Raw genomic sequence first — 19,857 nt, 5'->3', positions numbered from 1 at the left:
GCCCTTCGACAAGCGGCCTGAGTTGTTGGAGCGCGCTGCGCTAAATCGGACGCAGGCCGTGCGGTCCAAGTTTCCGTTGTCGCATCGTTTCAAGCAGAAAACCTGTTCCCGCTTTTCTGCACGATGCTCTAAGGGGGCAGACCATGCTCCTCCACATCATCGCGCGCGGAAAGATCGGGCGCTCGCCAGAGGCGGAACTGGTCGACCGTTATGCCAGGCGGCTGACCATGCCGTTCAGGATCACCGAACTGCCCGATCGGGGCGGCAAGCTGCCGCCGGCCCCGCCGGGCACCGTCACCGTCATGCTGGATGAAAAGGGCCGGCAGCTCAGCTCCATCGACTTCGCCCGCCGCATCGAGGGCTGGCGCGATTCCGGCAAGCGCGAATGCCGCTTCCTGATCGGCGCTGCCGACGGCTTCGACGATGCGGAGCGGGACAATGCCGACCTGCTGATCGCCTTCGGCGCGATGACATGGCCCCATATGATGGCCCGCGCCATGCTGGCCGAGCAATTGTGGCGGGCTTGCTCCATCCTGGCCGGGCACCCCTATCATCGCGAGGGGTGAATGTCCGCCCCCATGCTTCTCCAGGGCGTGTGGGGGATTCAGCCCATGGCGGGCTGCAAATAGCGGCTTTCTGCGCTTCCGGTGCTCACATACTGAACTAGGCTGCGTCGAAACGAGTCACCTGCCTCCTTTCGAGGTTCTCGAATTCCAATATTTTCGCCGCGCCCTGAATTCAATCCCACACACCCTGGTCCGACATCGCTCGACAGGAGCCGGGGTTTGCGCCTAGTCAGGCATAGCCGGCGTCCCAAGCCGGCGGGGGGTTTGGGTTGAGACGGACGGCGATCATCGCGGCATGTCTTGCCGGCGCGGCGGCGCTGGCCGGATCGCGCCTGCCCGCCGTCGATGGGCAGGCGGTGATCCTGACAGGCGCCGGCGGCACCAGCCTCAATGAGGAACAGGCCGCCCTGAAGACCGCGCGCCGCCAGTCGGAGGAAGCGCGGTCGCGTTCCGAACGGCTGGAGCGGCAGGCCGCTGCCGCCCGCAGCGAAGCCGACCAGGCCCGCCGCCGCGCCGCCGCCATGGCCGCCCGCATCCAGCAGGCGGAAGCGGACATACAGGCCGCGCAGGCCCGCATCGCCATCGTCGCCCGGCTCCAGCGCGCGCAGGCCGCCCGTCTGGCCGCCAGGCAGGAGCCTGTCGTCCGCCTGACCGCGGCCTTGCAGATGATGGCGCAGCGGCCGCTGGCGCTGGCGCTGGTCAAGCCGGGATCGATCGACGACGCCATCCATATGCGCGCCGTGCTGGGGCAGGTGCTGCCGGTCATCCGGGAACGGACCGCCGGGCTGCGCGCGGAACTGGAGCGCAGCCGCGCCCTGCGCGCCACGGCCGAGCAGGCGGCGGATTCGCTCGCCCAAAGCCAGCAGGACCTGAAGCAGCGGCAGGCCGCCCTACAAAGGCTGGAAGCGCAAAAGCGGCTCGCGGCGCAGGATTACAGGGCCAATGCCGATCTGGAAAGCGACCGCGCCCTAGCCCTTGGGGAGCGGGCGCGCGACATCGTCGACCTGATGGACAGGCTGGAGGAGGCGGGCGACCTGCGCGATCGGCTGGCCGCCCTGCCCGGTCCCGTGCCGCGCCCTGCGCGGCCCGACCAGGCGCGCGCCCCGGCGCCGGCCCGTCCGCGCAGCCTGGGCGCGCCGCCGCCCTATCGCCTGCCGGTCGTCGGCCAGTTGGTGACGGGCATGGGCGAAGTGTCGGAAGGCGGCGTCCGGTCACGGGGCCTGACCATCGCCACGCGCCCGGATGCCCTGGCGGTGGCGCCGACCGCGGGGCGCATCGTCTTTGCCGGGCCTTATCGCGGCTATGGGCAGATCGTCATCATCGACCATGGCGGCGGCTGGACGACGCTGATCACCGGGCTGCTGCGCCTCAACGCCGCGGTGGGGGACGTGGTGCGGCAGGGCGATCCCCTGGGCAATGCCGGGCCGGGGCGACCCAGCATCACGGTCGAGTTGCGGCGCAATGGCCGCCCCGTGGACATCGTGCCGCTGGTGGGCGCAGGTTGATCCGGCCGCGACCTGCAAAGGCGCGGGCCGCCCCCGAACACAACTTACTTTCCCGCGCATTTTGCCCTAGGCGCTTTCCATGCCCCGCCCATCCCGCCCCCAGGACGTCCCCGGCCTCCCCGCCCGTCGCGCGGCGCTGCGCCTGCTCGACGCCGTGCTTCGGCGCGGCGATCCGCTCGAACTCGCGCTGCATGGCGCGGCGCAGGGGCTTGCTCCCGCCGACAGGGCGCTGGTCCATGCCATCGCGGCAGAGACGCTGCGCCACCTCCCCGATCTCGACGCGCTGATCGACGGCGCCACGCGCCAGCCGCTCCCGCACGACGCCAAGGCGCGGATGGTCCTGCGCATCGCCCTGATCCAGGTGCTGGCGCTGGGCACCGCGCCGCACGCCGCGATCGCGACAGCGCTGCCGCTGGTCGATGGCGGCCCCCGCAAGCTGGTGCATGGCGTCTTCGGCACGCTGACCCGCGCCGATCCGACGCTGCCTTCACCCCCCGCCCTGCCGCCGGAGACCGCCGGCCGCTGGGCCGCCCAATGGGGCGACGCCATGCCGCAGGCCGCCGCGCACGCCTATGCCCAGCGTCCGCCGGTCGACGTCAGCCTGCGCGATCCCGCCCGGACCGCGCATTGGGCCGAGGCGCTCAACGGCCGGAGCCTTGCCCCCGGCCATGTCCGCCTGCCCGAAGGCGCCGTCATCCCGGACCTTCCCGGCTTCGGCGAAGGCGCCTGGTGGGTGCAGGATCTGGCCGCCTCCACCCCCGCGCGCCTGCTGGGTGCGGGAGAGGGGCGCTGTGTCCTTGACCTCTGCGCCGCGCCCGGCGGCAAGACGATGCAGCTTGCCGCCGCCGGCTGGCGCGTGACGGCGGTCGACCAGTCGAAGAAGCGCCTCGAACGACTGAGCGAAAACCTGGCCCGCACCGGCCTTTCCGCCGCCATCGTGCAGGACGACCTGCGCGCATGGCGACCCGAAGCTCCGGCCGACGCCGTCCTGCTGGACGCGCCCTGCACCGCGACAGGCATCTACCGCCGCCATCCCGACGTGCTCCACCGCATCGGCCCGCGCCAGATCGCGGAGATGGCCGAACTCCAGGCCGAACTGCTGGCCCGCGCCGCGGCATGGCTGAAGCCCGGCGGGACGCTGGTCTACGCCACCTGTTCCCTCGAACAGGCGGAGGGCGAGGATCAGGTCGCCCGATTCCTGGACGCCCGGCCGGATTTCGGCCCGCTGCCCGCCATGCCGGCCGAACTGCCCGACGGCATCGCGCCCGCGGCGCAAGGCTGGGTCCGCACCCTGCCCGACATCCTTGCCGCGCAGGGCGGCACGGATGGCTTTTTCGTTGCAAGGCTGATACGATCCACCAAGCCTTGACCAAGCAACCCTATGGTGCGATCCGGCATTCAGAAAGACCTGTCTTGCGCCCGACCGAGCCCCTTCCCCTGAATCATAGCTGGCCGCTATATGCGTTGCGCGACCATCTGGCGCCGGTGATGCTGGACGACCGGATCGCCCGCGACGACGGGGCGCTGGCGGAACGCGGCCTGGGCCTGTGGCATTGCGATCTGGGCGACGACAGCCTGAACTGGACGGACGGGGTCTATGACATTTTCGGGCTGGAGCGCGGGACGGCGGTTCCCCGCCCGCTCGCCGTGTCGCTCTACGCGCCCGACAGCTGCGCCGCGATGGAGCGGTTGCGCGCCTATGCGATCCGCCACAGGCGCGGCTTCACGGTGGATGTCGACATCCGCCCGGCGGACGGCGGCGAATGCGCCATGCGCCTGATAGCCGCGCCCGTCATCCAGCGAAATCGGGTGGTTGCGCTGCACGGCGTCAAGCAGTTCCTGCCCAAGGGTTCCAGGCCGTCGACGCGCCTTGATCCCACCCTGTTCATCCTGTCCTGACGGACAGGGCCAGTCCGCCCGCCGACAGCCCTGGCCAAAAGCCTGTGGATAGCGTTAATCGGGCGTTGCCCTGACCTTCGGCCAAGGCTAAGGCCGATGGTCAAATGACCAGCCCGATCCTGATCTCGCCATCCATCCTGTCCGCCGATTTCGCCCGCCTGGGCGAGGAGGTCCGCGCCATCGACGAGGCCGGCGCCGACTGGATCCATATCGACGTGATGGACGGCCATTTCGTGCCCAACATCACCATCGGCCCCGGCGTGGTGAAGGCGCTGCGCCCGCACACGAAAAAGCCGTTCGACGTCCACCTGATGATCTCCCCGGTGGACCAGTATCTGAACGCCTTTGCGGAGGCGGGCGCGGACATATTGACCGTCCATCCCGAAGCCGGGCCGCATATCCACCGCTCCATCCAGCACATCAAGTCGCTGGGCGTGCAGGCGGGCGTGGTGCTCAATCCCGGCACGCCGGCGAAGATGCTGGATTACCTGATCGACGATGTCGACCTGATCCTGGTGATGAGCGTCAACCCCGGCTTTGGCGGGCAGAGCTTCATCGCCAACCAGCTTCGCAAGATCGAGGCGATCCGCAAGATGATCGAGAAGTCAGGCCGCGACATCCGCCTGCAGGTCGACGGCGGCATCGACTTCACGACCGCGCCGCTCGCCATCGAGGCGGGCGCGGACGTGCTGGTGGCAGGCACCGCGACCTTCCGGGGCGGCGCGTCCGCCTATGCCGACAATATTCGGACGCTGCGCGGCGGGTGAGCGACCGCCGCCGCCTTCCCCCCCATTCCGCCCCCGAGGAGGCCGGACCCGGCCCGGAGGACGGGATCGAACAGGGCAAGCGGCTCATCCGCATCGCGGATGACAAGGGGCTTTCGCTGGCGCAGCGCATCGCCAATCGCTTTTACCTGCTGAGCTGGAAGACGCCGATCCACGGCCGGCGGCTGAAGGGCAAATATCCGCTCAAGCTGCTCGCCGTGCCCGATGACGAGATTCCCGGCAACGCCCATGCGGGCCAGGCGATCCGCGCCGGCTATTTCCTGTTCCGGGGCCTGAAACTGCCCCTCGACAAATTGGACTTCGCCAATCCGGGCGTGACGGCGGGCTTCGCCGATTATCTGCACGGCTTCCACTGGCTGCGCGACCTGGCGACCGTGGCGACCCGCGAACAGGCCGCGCCGATCGCCGAAGGGGTGATGCGCAAATGGCTCGCCGCCCATGCCGACACGCCCAGCGAACCGGCATGGCGCGCCGACAATGCGGGCTGGCGCCTGCTGTTCTGGTCTGCCCATGCGCCGCTGATCCTCTCATCGAGCGACCTCGTCTATCGCTCTCTGGTGCTGAACTGCATCGCCCGCACCGCCCGCCATCTGGACCGCGGCGCGGACAAGGCGCCGGTCGGCCTGCCGCGCCTGGTCGCCTGGGGCGGGATCGTCGCGGCGTCGATGCTGCTGCCCGGCGGCGCGGCGCGCAAGCTGTTCGGTGAAGCCGGCCTCAAGCGCGCGCTCGACAGCGGCCTTCATGGCGACGGCGGCATCATCTCGCGCTCGCCGCTGGACCAGTTGGAAGCGATCATGCTGCTGACCATGGTCGCCGCCGTCTATGAGGTGCGGCGCGAACAGACGCCCCCTTTCCTGACGGAGGCCCTGGGAAGGGCGGTTCCGGCTTTGCTGGGCCTGACCCATGGCGACGGCGGGCTGGGCAACTGGCAGGGCGCGGGCGCCGTCGATCCCGCGACCATAGAGGCCGTCGTCCGCGCCAGCCGCGTGCGCGCCCGCCCGCTGCGACAGGCCACTGGCTGGGGTTATCAGCGGCTGGCCGCCGGCAGCACGGTGGTGCAGGTGGACGCCGCGCCGCCGCCCGTCGCCCAACTGGCCGATGCGGGTTGCGCCTCCACCGGAGCGATAGAGATCAGCGACGGGCAGCAACGGCTGATCGTCAATTGCGGCGGCGCCGCGCTGGAGGGCGCGTGGATGCCCCGCGATCTGGCGCAGGGGCTGCGCACCACCGCGGCGCACAGCACGCTGGTGCTGGACGACAGCAATTCCACCGCGCTGCTGCCCGACGGCACGCTGGGCAAGGGCGTGACCGAGGTGGAGATCAACCGGCAGGAAACGGAAAGCGGCAGCCGTTTCGACCTCAGCCATGACGGCTATGTGCGGCGCATGGGCTATGTCCATCGCCGCCTGCTGCTGATGAGCGGCGACGGCAAGGAAATCCGCGGCGAGGACATGCTGACTCCCGCGGCGCGACGCCGCAGGCCGGTGAAGCTGCCCGTCCAGCTCCGTTTCCACCTTGCCCCCGGCGTGGAGCCCACGCCCACCGCCGACGGCATGGGCGCGCTGCTGCGCCTCGACACGGGCGCGACCTGGCAATTCCGCGCCAATGCGGGGAAGCTGGCGATAGAGGAAAGCCTGTGGGTGGATGCCGAGGGCCGTCCCCATGGCACTAGGCAGTTGGCGGTCATCAGCGAAGCCCTGCCGGGCGGCTCCACCGTGGGATGGTTGCTGAAGAAGGTGAGCTAGGGTGCGACAGTCCGCCTAAGGCGCCTGCCCTGCCCCTTGCCGACGGCTGCTAATCCCGGCGTAGCGGATCGAGCGCGCTCGATTTGCGGCCCTTGGGCGCGGCGGAGGACGCGGCCGGGGACAGGGCGGATGCGCGCCGCGGCAGGGGCGCGCCGCCCGCCATCTCCTCCAGCGCGGCGATGCGCTTTTCCGTTGCCGGATGGGTGGAGAAAAGCTCGCTCACATGCACCGGAACGATGTAGAGCTGCGCGGCGGCTGGATTGCGCTCCGCCACCGGATTGGGGATCGTTTCCGCCCGGCCGGAAATCTTGGCGAGGGCGGAGGCGAGGGCGCGGGGATTGCCGCTGATCTCCGCGCCGGCCCGGTCGGCGCCATATTCGCGGGTGCGGCTGATCGCCATCTGCACGATCATGGCCGCGAAGGGCGCGACGATCACCGCCAGCAGGGTCGCGGCGATATTGCCGTGGCCGTTTTCCTGATTGCCGCCGCGAAAGAACAGGCCGAAATTGGCAAGCATGGAGATCGCGCCCGCAATGGTCGCCACCATCGTCATGATCAGCGTGTCGCGATTGCGCACATGGCCCAGCTCATGCGCCATGACGCCCGCCACTTCGTCGCGGCTCAGCATCGACAGCAGGCCGGTGGTGGCCGCGACGGCGGCATGGTCCGGGTCGCGGCCGGTCGCGAAGGCATTGGGATGCGGCTGGTCGATCAGGTAGACGCGGGGCATGGGAAGGCCGGCGCGCCGGGCAAGCTCCGCGACGAGGGTATAGAATTCGGGCGCGCTCTGGGCATCCACCTCCCGCGCATTGTGCATCGACAGCACGATCCGGTCGGCGTTCCAGAAGGTAAACAGGTTCATGCCCGCCGCGACCAGCAACGCGATCGCCGCGCCGCCGCTGCCGCCCAGCGTATAGCCCAATGCCATGAACAGCGCGGTCAGCGCCGACAACAGCATCGCCGTCTTCATCCCATTCACTTGCGAAAATCTCCTCTACGGCCCAGATAGCGTCCAGGCCCGAATATGGGGTGGCGATGTCGCCCCCGCAATCGAAAGGATGGATCGATGGGAACCTTCAACGGCAGGCGCCCCGCGCATGTGAAGCCGCCCGCGCATCTTTCCAAGAGCCCGCCGGTGCCGCAGCCCGACCCGATCGGCAGTCCTTCCCGCCATGACGAGGAATTGAGCCCGGTTCGCTATGGCGACTGGGAACGCAAGGGAATCGCTATCGATTTCTGATCCGGCCGCCGAGGAGGATCAACGGCTCGTCGCTGTTTGGGCACAGTTGGCGATGGCCTGTGCCGCTGCTGCGGGCGGTCCCGCCCGCCCCCCCTAGCCTTCCGCGCTGCAAAACGGGCAGTTTCCCCTTCGAGCGGAAAGCGTGAAGGATAACGGGGCGCGGACGAAGTGAACGTGGTTGCTGAGGTCATTCCAAGGTCAGTGTCGGATTATGCGCCAGAGGATGCGGCGCTGCTATGTGCGGTGGGCCGCCTGGTCTGCGCCTGGACGATGCTGGAACAGAGCCTGGAGGCGAAGGTCGCGATGATGCGGGAGGCCATGGGGGATGTGCGGACCGTGGGCGCCCGGACACGTCCGGGCATGACGAAGCTGATGACCGAATTGCGGACCATGGTGTCGATGCGCGACCGGCGCAATGCCGGCGCGCTGATGGAAATAGCGGATATAGAGCGCGACATGCAGAGGATCGACCGATTCCGGTCGCTCATCATCGGCGGCTTTCAGCAGCCCGCGCCCGGCGGCTTCACATGCCGCGATGCGCGGAACAATCAGACGCATGTCTCGCTTGAGCAACTCGAAGCGGAAATTGCTTCCCTCGAAAGGGTGGCGCAGCGCCTGCTGGCTGTCTGAACGGGTTAAGTGATCTTCCACGCTTGATCTTTATGCGGCAGGGGACAACTCTCTCTGCGCGCGAGCCAAGAAACAGGAGCCTCATGTCCTACAAACCGATTCGCAAAGCCGTTTTCCCTGTCGCAGGTCTCGGCACGCGCTTTCTGCCGGCGACCAAGTCGGTGCCCAAGGAACTGCTGCCGGTGGTGGACCGTCCGCTGATCCAATATGCGGTCGACGAAGCGCGGGAGGCGGGGATCGAGCAGATGATCTTCGTCACCGGCCGCGGCAAGGGCGCGATCGAGGATTATTTCGACATGGCCTATGAGGCCGAGGCGACGCAGCGCGAGCGGGGCAAGGATCTGTCCGCGCTGGACGGCACGCGGCTGTTGCCGGGCAATGCGGTGTTCCTGCGCCAGCAGGAGCCGCTGGGCCTGGGCCATGCCATATGGTGCGCGCGGGACATTGTCGGCGACGAACCCTTCGCCATCCTGCTGCCCGACGAATTCATGAAGGGCGCGCCGGGCCGGGGATGCCTGAAGCAGATGGTCGAGGCCTATGACAAGGTCGGCGGCAATCTGGTCTGCGCGCTGGAAGTGCCGATGGCCGACACGCCGAGCTATGGCGTGATCGATCCGGGCCGGCGCGACGGCGCTCTCACCGAGGTGAGGGGGCTGGTGGAAAAGCCCGCGCCGGGCACGGCGCCATCCAACCTGATCCTGCCGGGCCGCTACATCCTCCAGCCCGAAGTGATGAAGATCCTGGAGACGCAGGAAAAGGGCGCGGGCGGCGAGATCCAGCTCACCGACGCCATGGCGTCGATGATCGGCGCCCAGCCCTTCCATGGCGTGACCTTCGACGGGCGGCGTTTCGACTGCGGATCGAAGGCGGGCTATATCGAGGCGAACCTTGCCCTGGCGCTGGGTCGCGAGGATCTGGGCGAGCATATCCGCAAGTTCGCGCTGGCCGAACTGGGCGTCGGCGGGATCGCCGCCGCAGCCTGACATGGCGATGCGGGGCAAGACGTCCGACAGGCCTTGCCCCGCCCGCCCGATTATCCTAAAGGCCGCTGCGTCATCTGGGGAGTAGCCAGCCGTTCCTGACGGAACGGGCCGTTCGTCAACATATTTGGCCGAGAGGCCATGGCGGGCGGGATGCGAGGGGTGGTTCGACGTCCTATCCGCATCGGGCGAGACCAATGGCATCATCTTCTCCGTCCGGCCGGGCGGGAGGGGATGGTGGCATTGCGTCTTCACCTTCGCCCGGCCCGGACAGACCCCGATGGAAGCATTTTTCACCTCCACCGCCCTCGTCGCGCTCGCCGAAATGGGGGACAAGACGCAATTGCTGGCGATGCTGCTCGCCACCCGCTTCCGCAAGCCGGTGCCGATCATCCTCGGCATATTGGCCGCGACGCTCGCCAACCATTTCCTCGCCGCGCTGGTCGGCCATTCGGTCGCGGGCGCGCTGACCCAGCCCTGGTTCCGCTACGCCGTCGCCGCCAGCTTCATCGCCATGGCGGTCTGGACGCTGATCCCCGACAAGTTCGACGAGGACGAACCGCTCAAGGCGCCGTCGAGGGCGGGCGTGTTCATGACCACCCTGATCGCCTTCTTCCTGGTGGAGATGGGCGACAAGACGCAGGTGGCGACCGTGATGCTGGGCGCCCGCTTCGACAATATCCTCGCCGTCACTGCGGGCACGACCCTCGGCATGATGATCGCCAATGTGCCTGCCGTGCTGTTCGGCGGCGCGCTGGCGCGGAAGGTGCCGATGCGCGCGCTCCAGGTCGGGGCGGCCCTGCTGTTCCTGGCCCTCGGCCTGTGGATGATTGCTGATTTGCGGGGCTGGATCGGGTAAAGCGGTTGTCAGCGGGCGGCGGCTGTTGCAAGGGAACGCCTAGGCTGTATCGACATTCAGAAGATGGCGAGCCGAAAATGGTGATTTTCCGTGGCCCGGCGCGCAGCCTACTCAAAGTAGGTGAGCACCGGAAGCACGGAAAAGCGTCATTTGCAGGCCGTCAGGGCTGAATGTCGATAGAGCCCAAGAGTCATTCCCTTTGAACGGATAGGCATGGGACGCGTGATGAAGGACAGTCTGGTTACGGTGTTCGGCGGCGGCGGCTTTCTGGGGCGGCACGTCGCCCAGGCGCTGATGGCGCGCGGCGCGAGGGTGCGCGTGGCGCAGCGCGACCTGGCGACCGCCCTGCGCGTGAAGCCGCTGGGCGCGCTCGGCCAGACGCAGTTCGTCGCGGCCGACATCCGCAAGCCCGAAAGCGTCGCCCGCGCCGTCGCGGGCAGCGACATCGTCATCAATCTGGTCGGCGTGCTTTCCAGCGATTTCCAGGGTTCGCACCATGACGGCGCGGCCAATGTCGCGAAGGCGGCGGCGGAAGCGGGCGTTGGGGCGCTGGTCCATATCTCCGCCATCGGGGCCGACGCGCAAAGCCCGTCCGCCTATGGCCGGTCGAAGGCGGCGGGCGAGGAAGCGGTCAAGGCGGCCTTCCCCAGCGCCACCATTATCCGCCCGTCGATCGTCTTCGGGCCGGAGGACCAGTTCCTCAACCGCTTCGCGGAAATCATCCGCTTCACCCCGGTGGTGCCGGTGATCGGCGCGAACACCAGATTCCAGCCCGTCTATGTCGCCGACGTGGCGCAGGCCATCGCCAACGCGGCCGAAAATCCCGGCCTGCACGGCGGCAAGACCTATGAACTGGGCGGGCCGCAAACCTATAGCATGCTGGAACTCAACGCCTGGATCGCCAAGGCCATCGGCCGGGAACGCAGCCTGTGCCCGGTTCCCGCCTCCATCGCTTCGCTGATCGCCCTGCTGCCGGGCGGGCCGATCACGCGGGACCAGTTGGCCATGCTGGGCAGGGACAATGTCGCCGCCCCCGGCGCGAAGGGTCTGGCGGACCTTGGCGTCGCGCCCACGCCGATGCCCGCGGTCGCGGAAAAATGGCTGGTCCGCTACCGCAGGCATGGCCGCTTCGCCGGGCGGGTCCAAGCCTGACAGGCTGGACCGGCAACGGAGCGCGACCGGCCGTGCGGCGACGGCTTGCCTCGCCCCTTCGCGCCTGCACAATGAGTTTTCCTTCCGCCCTCTCCCGTCCGGGGGAGGGCTTGTCTTTGCCCGCCGATAAGGACCGGACCCACAAATGGACCTGCATTATCTGACAGTCATCCTGCTCGGCATCGTCGAGGGGCTGACCGAATTCCTGCCCGTATCCTCGACCGGCCACCTGATCCTGGCCAGCGAATTGCTGGGCTATGACGCATCCACCTGGGCGATGTTCAACGTCGTCATCCAGTTGGGCGCGATCCTGGCGGTGGTGGTGCTCTACTGGCGGACCTTCTGGGCAGTGGGCATGGGCCTGCTGCGCCGGGAACCGGCGAGCTGGCGCTTCCTGCGCAACCTGCTGGTCGCCTTCATCCCGGCGGCGGTGATCGGCCTGGCGCTCCACAATTATATCGAGGAATTGCTGGGCGCGCCAAGGGTGGTCGCCTGGGCGCTGATCGCGGGCGGCATCGCGATCCTGGGGATCGAGCGGATGGTGAAGGAAAACCGCTTCCACGGCATTGCGGACATTCCCTTCGTCCGGGTGGTCGGCATCGGCTTCATCCAGTGCCTCGCCATGATCCCCGGCATCAGCCGGTCGGGCGCGACCATCATGGGCGCGCTGACCTTGGGCGTGGAGCGGCGCACGGCGGCGGAATTCAGCTTCTTCCTCGCCATCCCGACCATGTTGGGGGCAACCACGCTGGAACTGCTGAAAAACGGCGACAAGCTGACCTCCGCCACGGTCGGCTGGGGCAGCATCGTGCTGGGCTTCATCGTCTCCTTCATCGTCGCGCTGCTGGTGATCAAATGGTTTGTGGGGCTGGTGTCGCGCCATGGCTTCGCGCCCTTCGCCTGGTATCGAATCGTCGCGGGAATCGCGGCATTGGCATGGCTTTCCCTCAGGTAAGGCCGAAACGGACCTTTTTAGCGCAAGATTATTTCAGTCCCGGCAAAATTCCGGCGGCTTTTCCCGGAGAATAGGTCAATCATACTGACTTAAATCGCAGAATCCACGTGACTCTGCGGGTTTTTCTGCTATGGGCACCCCTGCAAATCCATTTCAGGGACTCACCATGGCAGATAATCCAATGCTGAAATTCGTGGGAACGGGCCAGGCCTATCCCGAGAAGCGTTCGGCCGACGATCGCGCCGACGACTTCCTCGAAATCAGCCGCAGCTTCATCCTCGACAAGGCGGAGGAACAGGCGTCGCGCTGCTCGCAATGCGGCGTGCCCTATTGCTCGACCCATTGCCCGCTGCACAACCATATTCCCGACTGGCTGCGCCTCACCGCCGAGGGCCGCCTGCGCGAAGCCTATGAACTCAGCAACCTGACCAGCACCATGCCGGAAATCTGCGGCCGCATCTGCCCGCAGGACCGGCTGTGCGAGGGCAATTGCGTCATCGAATTTTCCGGCCACGGCTCCGTCACCATCGGATCGGTCGAAAAATTCATCACCGACACCGCCTGGAAGGAAGGCTGGGTCGAACCGCTCGTCCCCGGCGCGCCGCTGGGCCAGTCGGTCGGCGTCATCGGCGCGGGTCCGGCGGGCCTCACCACGGCGGAATATCTGCGCGTCGCGGGCTATGAAGTGCATGTCTACGACCGACACGACCGCGCGGGCGGGCTGCTGACCTATGGCATCCCCGGCTTCAAGCTGGAGAAGGACGTGGTCATGCGCCGCATCCAGCGCCTGAAGGACGGCGGCATCGTCTTCCACGAAAGCTTCGAGGTCGGCCGCGACGCCAGCATGGAGGAACTGCGCAGCCGCCACGACGCGATCCTGATCGCGACCGGCGTCTACAAGCCCCGCGACATCAAGGCGCCGGGCGTCGGCGCGCCCGGCGTGGTCAAGGCGCTCGACTTCCTCATCACCTCCAACAAGGCCGGTTTCGGCGACGCCGTGCCGGAACATGAGGACGGTTCGCTGCACGCCAATGGCAAGAAGGTCGTCGTCATCGGCGGCGGCGACACGGCGATGGACTGCGTCCGCACCGCCGTCCGTCAGGGCGCGACTTCGGTCAAGTGCCTCTACCGCCGCGACCGCGACAATATGCCCGGCTCGCAGCGCGAAGTCGCCAATGCCGAAGAGGAGGGCGTGGAATTCGTCTGGCTCTCCGCCCCCATCGCCTTCGAGGGCACGGAACATGTCACCGGCGTCAAGGTGACGAAGATGCGCCTCGGCCAGCCCGACGCATCGGGCCGCCGCGCCCCGGAACCCGATCCGGGCACGGAACATGTGCTGGAAGCGGACCTCGTCATCAAGGCGCTGGGTTACGATCCGGAGGAACTGCCCAGGCTGTTCGGCGCGGACGACCTGTCCGTCACCCGCTGGGGCACGCTGCGCGTCGATCACAAGACGATGATGACCAGCATGGACGGCGTCTTCGCGGCGGGCGACATCGTGCGCGGCGCTTCGCTGGTCGTCTGGGCGATCCGCGACGGCCGCGACGTGACGGAGCATATGCACCGCTATCTGAAGGCGAAGGCCAAGGCAGCGGCCGGGGAAAGGCAAGCGGCGTGATCGCATGTCTCATCATGCTGGCCGCAGCTTCCACTGCTGCGCAATCTTCGGCAACGCAAATTGCGCAGGCGACGTTTCAGCCGGAGCGTGCCATCGCTGACGCGCTTGCTCAGTGGGATGCGCAGTTTGATGCTGGCGTGACGCGTGCTTCCGTTGGCAGAACGATGACGGCCGACCAAGAGGCTCGGAAAAACCGAGCCAAGGCGGCTGGCAAGGCGGAGCTTTCGCAACAATTAAGGACGACCGGCATTCCAAAAATGCTGCACCTGATTGAGGCGGATTATATCCAGAACTTCTCTGAGGAAGAGTTGCGGGAAGCCGCCATATTCTGGACATCGCCGGCAGGGCAGGCGTTCACCGCCGCCATGCAGGAAGCTGTTAAGAACGGAACTGGCCGGATCGTGCCCCCAGCACAGCATGCCGCAGCCATCAACCGCTACATGACGTCTGCTACAGGGCGCAAAGAAAGCGTCCGGTCTGGGATCCTCCGCCCTGTTCTCGCCAAAGAAATGGGCCTGTTCATGCAGCAGGCTCAGCCCAAGATTGATGCACGGATGAGGGCGGCAATGTCCGCCGCGTCCTGAAAGGTAAGCACATGGACCATATGGAATCCGAACGCCTCCGCCTCGCCTCCGAAGGCATGTATCGCCCTGAATTTGAAGGCGATGCCTGTGGCGTCGGCCTGGTCGCCGCCACGGATGGCCGTCCCAGCCGCCGCGTCGTCGCCAGCGCCATCGACGCGCTCAAGGCCGTCTGGCATCGCGGCGCGGTCGACGCCGACGGCAAGACCGGCGACGGCGCGGGCATCCATGTCGACCTGCCGGTGCGCTTCTTCGACGACGCCATCGCCGATTCCGGCCACAAGCCGCTGCCCAACCGCCTCGCCGTCGGCATGATCTTCCTGCCGCGCACGGATCTCAGCGCGCAGGAAACCTGCCGCACCATCGTCGAGGCGGAGATCATCGACGCGGGCTACACCATCTATGGCTGGCGCCAGGTGCCCGTCGACGTCTCCGTCATCGGGGAGAAGGCGCAGCGCACCCGCCCCGAAATCGAGCAGATCATGATCGCCGGTCCCATGCCGGAGGAACGCGACCAGGCCGAATTCGAAAAGGATCTTTACCTCATCCGCCGCCGGATCGAGAAGAAGGTGATCGCCGCGCAGATCCAGGATTTCTACATCTGCTCGCTCTCCTGCCGCTCGATCATCTACAAGGGCCTGTTCCTCGCGGAATCGCTGTCGGTCTTCTATCCCGACCTGCAGGACGAGCGGTTCGAGAGCCGGGTCGCGATCTTCCACCAGCGCTATTCCACCAACACCTTCCCGCAATGGTGGCTGGCCCAGCCCTTCCGCACGCTGGCGCATAATGGCGAGATCAACACCATCCGCGGCAACAAGAACTGGATGAAGAGCCACGAGATCAAGATGGCCAGCCTTGCCTTCGGCGAGCAGTCGGAGGACATCAAGCCCGTGATCCCGGCGGGCGCGTCCGACACCGCCGCGCTCGACGCCGTGTTCGAGGCGATCTGCCGCTCCGGCCGCGACGCGCCGACGGCGAAGCTGATGCTCGTCCCCGAAGCCTATCAGTCGGCCGACGCCGAACTGCCGCAGGCCCATGTCGACATGTATGAATATCTCGCCTCCGTCATGGAGCCGTGGGACGGCCCCGCCGCGCTGGCGATGACCGACGGCCGCTGGGTCGTGGCGGGCGTCGACCGCAACGCGCTGCGCCCGCTGCGCTACACGCTGACCGGCGACAATCTGCTGATCGTGGGTTCGGAAACCGGCATGGTCGTCGTGCCCGAAACCACCATCGTCAAGAAGGGCCGCATGGGTCCGGGCCAGATGATCGCCGTCGACCTGGCCGAAGGCGTGATCTACGACGATCATGAGATCAAGGACCAGATTGCGGGCGAGCGCCCCTATTCGGAACTGATCAAGGACTTCATGACGGTGGGCGATCTGGCCGACCAGCCCAGCGCCCTGCCCGCATGGGACAAGGCCGAGCTGACTCGCCGTCAGGTCGCCGCGAACATGACGCTGGAGGATATGGAACTGATCCTCGCCCCCATGGTCGAGGATGCGAAGGAAGCCGTCGGCTCCATGGGCGACGACACGCCGCTGGCCGTTATTTCCGACAAGCCGCGCACGGTCAGCCATTTCTTCCGCCAGAATTTCAGCCAGGTCACCAACCCGCCGATCGATCCGCTGCGGGAACGCTATGTGATGAGCCTGAAGACGCGCTTCTCCAACCTCCACAACATCTTGGAGCAGGACGCGCAGAACAGCCATGTGCTGGTGCTGGATTCGCCGGTCCTGACCTCGTCCGAATGGGCGAAGCTGAAGGGGCATTTCGGTCCTGCGGTCGCGGAAATCGACTGCACCTTCCCGGCCGAGGGCGGGCAGGAGCAGTTGCGCGCCGCCATCGCCCGCATCCGCGAGGAGGCCGAGCAGGCCGTGCGCGAGGGCCGCACTGAAATCTTCCTGACCGACGAGCATGTCAATGCCGGCCGCGTCGCCATCGCCGGGGTGCTGGCGGCGGCGGCTGTCCACACCCATCTCGTCCGCAAGGGGCTGCGCAGCTACGCCTCGATCAACGTGCGCTGCGCCGAGGCGCTCGACACCCATTATTTCGCGGTGCTGATCGGCGTCGGCGCGACCACGGTGAACGCCTATCTGGCCGAAGCCAGCATCGCGGACCGCCATGCCCGCGGCCTGTTCGGCGACCTGTCGCTCGACCAATGCTTCGAACGCTATCGCATCGCCATCAACGAAGGCCTGCTGAAGATCATGTCCAAAATGGGCATCGCGGTCATCAGCAGCTATCGCGGCGGCTATAATTTCGAAGCGGTCGGCCTGTCCCGCGCCCTGGTCAACGACCTGTTCCCCGGCATGCCCGCGAAGATTTCGGGCGAGGGCTATCAGTCGCTCCACTACAGCGCGAAGCTGCGCCACGACACCGCCTATGACAGCGCCATCGTGCGCCTGCCGGTCGGCGGCTTCTACCGCCAGCGCAACGGCGGCGAGACGCATGCCTATTCGGCGCAGTTGATGCACCTGTTGCAGACCTCGGTCGCGACCGACAGCTATTCGACCTATCTGCAATTCTCGCGCGGCGTGCGCGACCTGCCGCCGGTCTATCTGCGCGACCTCTTGGAATTCAACTTCGCCCGCGAAGCCGTGCCCATCGATGAGGTCGAGGCGACCACGGAAATCCGCAAGCGCTTCGTGACGCCGGGCATGTCGCTGGGCGCGCTCAGCCCCGAAGCGCATGAGACGCTGGCCATCGCCATGAACCGCATCGGCGCGAAAGCCGTGTCGGGCGAAGGCGGCGAGGATGCCAATCGCTTCAAGCCCTATGAGAATGGCGACAATGCGAACAGCGTGATCAAGCAGATCGCGTCTGGCCGCTTCGGTGTCCATGCCGAATATCTGGGTTCCGCCGAGGAAATCGAGATCAAGGTGGCGCAGGGCGCCAAGCCCGGCGAGGGCGGCCAGCTCCCCGGCTTCAAGGTGACGGAATTCATCGCGAAGCTGCGCCATGCGACGCCCGGCGTGACTTTGATCTCGCCGCCGCCGCACCATGACATCTATTCGATCGAGGATCTCGCGCAGCTCATCTACGACTGCAAGATGATCAACCCCCGCGCGCGCGTCTGCGTGAAGCTGGTCAGCCAGGCGGGCATCGGCACGGTGGCGGCGGGCGTGGCGAAGGCCCACGCAGACGTCATCCTGGTCGCGGGCCATGTCGGCGGCACCGGCGCTTCGCCGCAGACGTCGGTGAAATATGCGGGCACGCCCTGGGAAATGGGCCTTTCCGAAGCCAATCAGGTGCTGACCCTCAACGGCCTGCGCCATCGCGTGAAGCTGCGCACCGACGGCGGCCTCAAGACCGGCCGCGACATCGTGATCGCGGCGATCCTGGGCGCGGAGGAATTCGGCATCGGCACGCTGAGCCTCGTCGCCATGGGCTGCATCATGGTGCGCCAGTGCCACAGCAACACCTGTCCGGTCGGCGTCTGCGTGCAGGATGAACGGCTGCGCGAAAAGTTCACCGGCACGCCGGAGAAGGTCATCAACCTGATGACCTTCATCGCGGAGGAGGTTCGCGAAATCCTCGCGCGCCTCGGCTATCGCAGCCTGGACGAGGTGATCGGGCGGACCGAACTCTTGAAGCAGGTCAATCGCGGTGCGGAGCATCTGGACGATCTCGATCTCAACCCGATCCTCGCCAAGGTGGACGCGCCCGACGACCAGCGTCGGTTCAGCCTGACCGAATGGCGCAACCCGGTCCCGGACAGCCTGGACGCGCAGATGATGAAGGACGCCCGCGCCGTGTTCGAACGGGGCGAGAAGATGCAGCTCACCTACACGGTGCGCAACACGCATCGCGCCGTGGGCACCCGCCTGTCCGCCGCCGTCACGGAGCGTTTCGGCATGTCGACGCTGGCCGACGGCCACCTGACCGTGCGCCTGCGCGGCTCGGCCGGCCAGTCGCTGGGCGCGTTCCTGTGCAAAGGCATCAAGCTGGAGGTCTTCGGCGACGCCAACGACTATGTCGGCAAGGGCCTGTCGGGCGGCATCATCACGGTGCGCACGACCGTCTCCTCGCCTTTGTCGAGCAAGGACAACACCATCATCGGCAACACCGTCCTCTACGGCGCGACCAGCGGCAAGCTGTTCGCGGCGGGGCAGGCCGGGGAACGCTTCGCGGTCCGCAATTCGGGCGCGCAGGTGGTGGTCGAGGGCTGCGGCGCGAACGGCTGCGAATATATGACCGGCGGCACCGCTGTCATCCTCGGCCGGACCGGCGCGAATTTCGGCGCGGGCATGACCGGCGGCATGGCCTTCATCCTGGACGAGGACGGCAGCTTCCCGACCCGCGCCAATCCGGAAAGCATCCTCTGGCAAAGGCTGGAAAGCGCCCATTGGGAAGCGGAGCTGAAGTCTCTGATCGCCCAGCATGCGGTGGCGACCGACAGCAAATGGTCGAACACCATATTGGACGACTGGGACCGCTGGCGCCGTTATTTCTGGCAGGTCTGCCCGAAGGAGATGGTCAGCCGCCTCGCCCATCCGCTGAGCGACGCTCCGGCGGAAGTGGTCGCCGCCGAATAAACGGCCGGTTCAGTAGGGCCGGTTCAGTAGGACATGGCGGCGTCCGCCGGGGCTTCCTCGGCGGACGTTCCGCTGTCTGGCGCCCGCGCGATCCTGACGGGTTGGAAACTGCCTTCTCCCTCCCCATCGGCGAATCTTTCGATGGAGGCGGGCAGCATCCGGACCGGCGGGGGCGGTTCGGCATGGTCGGGCGTCATTCCATCGTCCTGCGCCGCATAATCGCGCACGACAGGATCGTTCATCCCGTCCCAGCCGGCCATGTCCGCCGCCATCTGCCGGTCGGCCAGCGTCGGACCGCAGCCGTCGCAGCGGACGACGGCCGGGCCGGCCAGATTGGCCGACATCATGTCGTAATCGGCCCCGTCGGGGCTGACCGCCTGCGGCAGCACGGTTTCGGTTCCAAACCTGGGCGGCGTCGTGGCGTACAGGCCAAGGCCGAAACCGCCGGTCAGCGCAGCGCCTGCGCATGCACATGAAAACAACCAGAAGCGCGCGGACATGGGCGACCCTTCCTCCATCCTTCACTCGCTCCCCGACTTTCTCCGCCCAAAACAACGCAAATGAAGATCGGTTGTTGCATGAGGAAAAAGCCTTTGCTAAGGGCCGCCTCCTACCAAGGCACCGGCCCCGCCGGTTCCCGGAAAATGTGCGGTCGTGGCGGAATTGGTAGACGCGCAACGTTGAGGTCGTTGTGGCCGAAAGGCCGTGGAAGTTCGAGTCTTCTCGACCGCACCATTTGTATCCGGCAATAGCCTAAATCTACGGTTTTGTAAGATTTAGGTGAGCCGGGGCGAAGCTCAATCG

General features: G+C 66.9%; 17 protein-coding genes, 1 tRNA gene and 1 riboswitch. Of the genes, 16 read left to right on the top strand and 2 right to left on the bottom strand.

Annotation, left to right across the window (positions count from 1 at the left end; all coding sequences use genetic code 11):
• The first annotated feature begins 143 nt into the window (after positions 1 to 143).
• From Sj15T_RS15060 to Sj15T_RS15035, 6 genes are all read left to right on the top strand, one after another.
• Positions 144 to 566 (top strand): 23S rRNA (pseudouridine(1915)-N(3))-methyltransferase RlmH, encoded by a 423-nt coding sequence (locus Sj15T_RS15060; RefSeq protein WP_007686702.1) that lies wholly within the window; start codon positions 144 to 146, stop codon positions 564 to 566.
• A 269-nt stretch (positions 567 to 835) separates the two neighbouring features.
• Positions 836 to 2,071 carry a peptidoglycan DD-metalloendopeptidase family protein gene (locus Sj15T_RS15055; RefSeq protein WP_013038891.1) on the top strand — a complete coding sequence of 412 codons (1,236 nt, stop codon included), beginning with the start codon at positions 836 to 838 and terminating at the stop codon, positions 2,069 to 2,071.
• A 79-nt stretch (positions 2,072 to 2,150) separates the two neighbouring features.
• Positions 2,151 to 3,440, top strand: a complete 1,290-nt coding sequence (locus Sj15T_RS15050; RefSeq protein WP_013038890.1) for an RsmB/NOP family class I SAM-dependent RNA methyltransferase — start codon at positions 2,151 to 2,153, stop codon at positions 3,438 to 3,440.
• A 44-nt stretch (positions 3,441 to 3,484) separates the two neighbouring features.
• Entirely contained in the window at positions 3,485 to 3,970 is a 486-nt protein-coding gene (locus tag Sj15T_RS15045; RefSeq protein ID WP_013038889.1) for a hypothetical protein, read from the top strand.
• 104 nt (positions 3,971 to 4,074) lie between these two features.
• A complete protein-coding gene (rpe, locus tag Sj15T_RS15040; protein WP_007686706.1) occupies positions 4,075 to 4,737 on the top strand; it encodes a ribulose-phosphate 3-epimerase in 663 nt (220 codons plus the stop codon).
• Positions 4,734 to 6,500 carry a heparinase II/III family protein gene (locus tag Sj15T_RS15035; RefSeq protein WP_013038888.1) on the top strand — a complete coding sequence of 589 codons (1,767 nt, stop codon included), beginning with the start codon at positions 4,734 to 4,736 and terminating at the stop codon, positions 6,498 to 6,500. Before rpe ends, Sj15T_RS15035 begins: the two co-directional genes overlap by 4 nt.
• 49 nt (positions 6,501 to 6,549) lie before the next feature.
• On the opposite strand, the gene htpX is transcribed toward Sj15T_RS15035, so the two are convergent.
• The gene (gene htpX / locus Sj15T_RS15030; RefSeq protein WP_013038887.1) at positions 6,550 to 7,479 is read right to left on the bottom strand and encodes a zinc metalloprotease HtpX; all 930 of its coding nucleotides are present in this window, start codon (positions 7,477 to 7,479) and stop codon (positions 6,550 to 6,552) included.
• Between the two features lie 87 nt (positions 7,480 to 7,566).
• On the opposite strand from htpX, the gene Sj15T_RS15025 reads away from it, so the two are divergent.
• The 9 genes from Sj15T_RS15025 (at position 7,567) to gltB (ending at position 19,053) form a co-directional block, all read left to right on the top strand.
• A complete protein-coding gene (locus Sj15T_RS15025; RefSeq protein WP_013038886.1) occupies positions 7,567 to 7,740 on the top strand; it encodes a DUF1674 domain-containing protein in 174 nt (57 codons plus the stop codon).
• Between the two features lie 201 nt (positions 7,741 to 7,941).
• A complete protein-coding gene (locus Sj15T_RS15020; RefSeq protein ID WP_013038885.1) occupies positions 7,942 to 8,370 on the top strand; it encodes a hypothetical protein in 429 nt (142 codons plus the stop codon).
• Positions 8,371 to 8,453: 83 nt separating this feature from the next.
• Positions 8,454 to 9,353 (top strand): UTP--glucose-1-phosphate uridylyltransferase, encoded by a 900-nt coding sequence (locus Sj15T_RS15015; RefSeq protein ID WP_013038884.1) that lies wholly within the window; start codon positions 8,454 to 8,456, stop codon positions 9,351 to 9,353.
• A 62-nt stretch (positions 9,354 to 9,415) separates the two neighbouring features.
• A riboswitch (yybP-ykoY riboswitch) is annotated at positions 9,416 to 9,536 on the top strand.
• A 94-nt stretch (positions 9,537 to 9,630) separates the two neighbouring features.
• Positions 9,631 to 10,209 carry a TMEM165/GDT1 family protein gene (locus Sj15T_RS15010; protein WP_041385623.1) on the top strand — a complete coding sequence of 193 codons (579 nt, stop codon included), beginning with the start codon at positions 9,631 to 9,633 and terminating at the stop codon, positions 10,207 to 10,209.
• A 213-nt stretch (positions 10,210 to 10,422) separates the two neighbouring features.
• A complete protein-coding gene (locus Sj15T_RS15005) occupies positions 10,423 to 11,361 on the top strand; it encodes a complex I NDUFA9 subunit family protein (RefSeq protein WP_013038882.1) in 939 nt (312 codons plus the stop codon).
• Between the two features lie 145 nt (positions 11,362 to 11,506).
• Positions 11,507 to 12,316: an undecaprenyl-diphosphate phosphatase gene (locus tag Sj15T_RS15000; RefSeq protein WP_013038881.1), complete on the top strand. Its 810-nt coding sequence runs from the start codon at positions 11,507 to 11,509 to the stop codon at positions 12,314 to 12,316.
• 166 nt (positions 12,317 to 12,482) lie between these two features.
• The gene (locus Sj15T_RS14995) at positions 12,483 to 13,934 is read left to right on the top strand and encodes an NAD(P)-dependent oxidoreductase (protein WP_013038880.1); all 1,452 of its coding nucleotides are present in this window, start codon (positions 12,483 to 12,485) and stop codon (positions 13,932 to 13,934) included.
• Positions 13,931 to 14,518 carry a DUF2059 domain-containing protein gene (locus tag Sj15T_RS14990; protein ID WP_013038879.1) on the top strand — a complete coding sequence of 196 codons (588 nt, stop codon included), beginning with the start codon at positions 13,931 to 13,933 and terminating at the stop codon, positions 14,516 to 14,518. The genes Sj15T_RS14995 and Sj15T_RS14990 overlap by 4 nt, the downstream gene beginning before the upstream one ends.
• A gap of 11 nt (positions 14,519 to 14,529) precedes the next feature.
• On the top strand, positions 14,530 to 19,053 hold the full coding sequence (gene gltB / locus Sj15T_RS14985) for a glutamate synthase large subunit (protein WP_013038878.1): 4,524 nt from the start codon (positions 14,530 to 14,532) through the stop codon (positions 19,051 to 19,053).
• 23 nt (positions 19,054 to 19,076) lie between these two features.
• Here gltB and Sj15T_RS14980 read toward each other — a convergent pair whose 3' ends face one another.
• Entirely contained in the window at positions 19,077 to 19,553 is a 477-nt protein-coding gene (locus Sj15T_RS14980) for a hypothetical protein (RefSeq protein WP_041386195.1), read from the bottom strand.
• Between the two features lie 148 nt (positions 19,554 to 19,701).
• On the opposite strand from Sj15T_RS14980, the gene Sj15T_RS14975 reads away from it, so the two are divergent.
• Positions 19,702 to 19,788, top strand: a tRNA-Leu gene (locus Sj15T_RS14975).
• The last annotated feature ends 69 nt before the right edge of the window (positions 19,789 to 19,857 follow it).

This window comes from Sphingobium sp. TA15 (genome assembly GCF_037101235.1).
Taxonomy (GTDB): Bacteria; Pseudomonadota; Alphaproteobacteria; order Sphingomonadales; family Sphingomonadaceae; genus Sphingobium; species Sphingobium indicum.
This window is presented reverse-complemented; position numbering and strand designations above follow the sequence as displayed.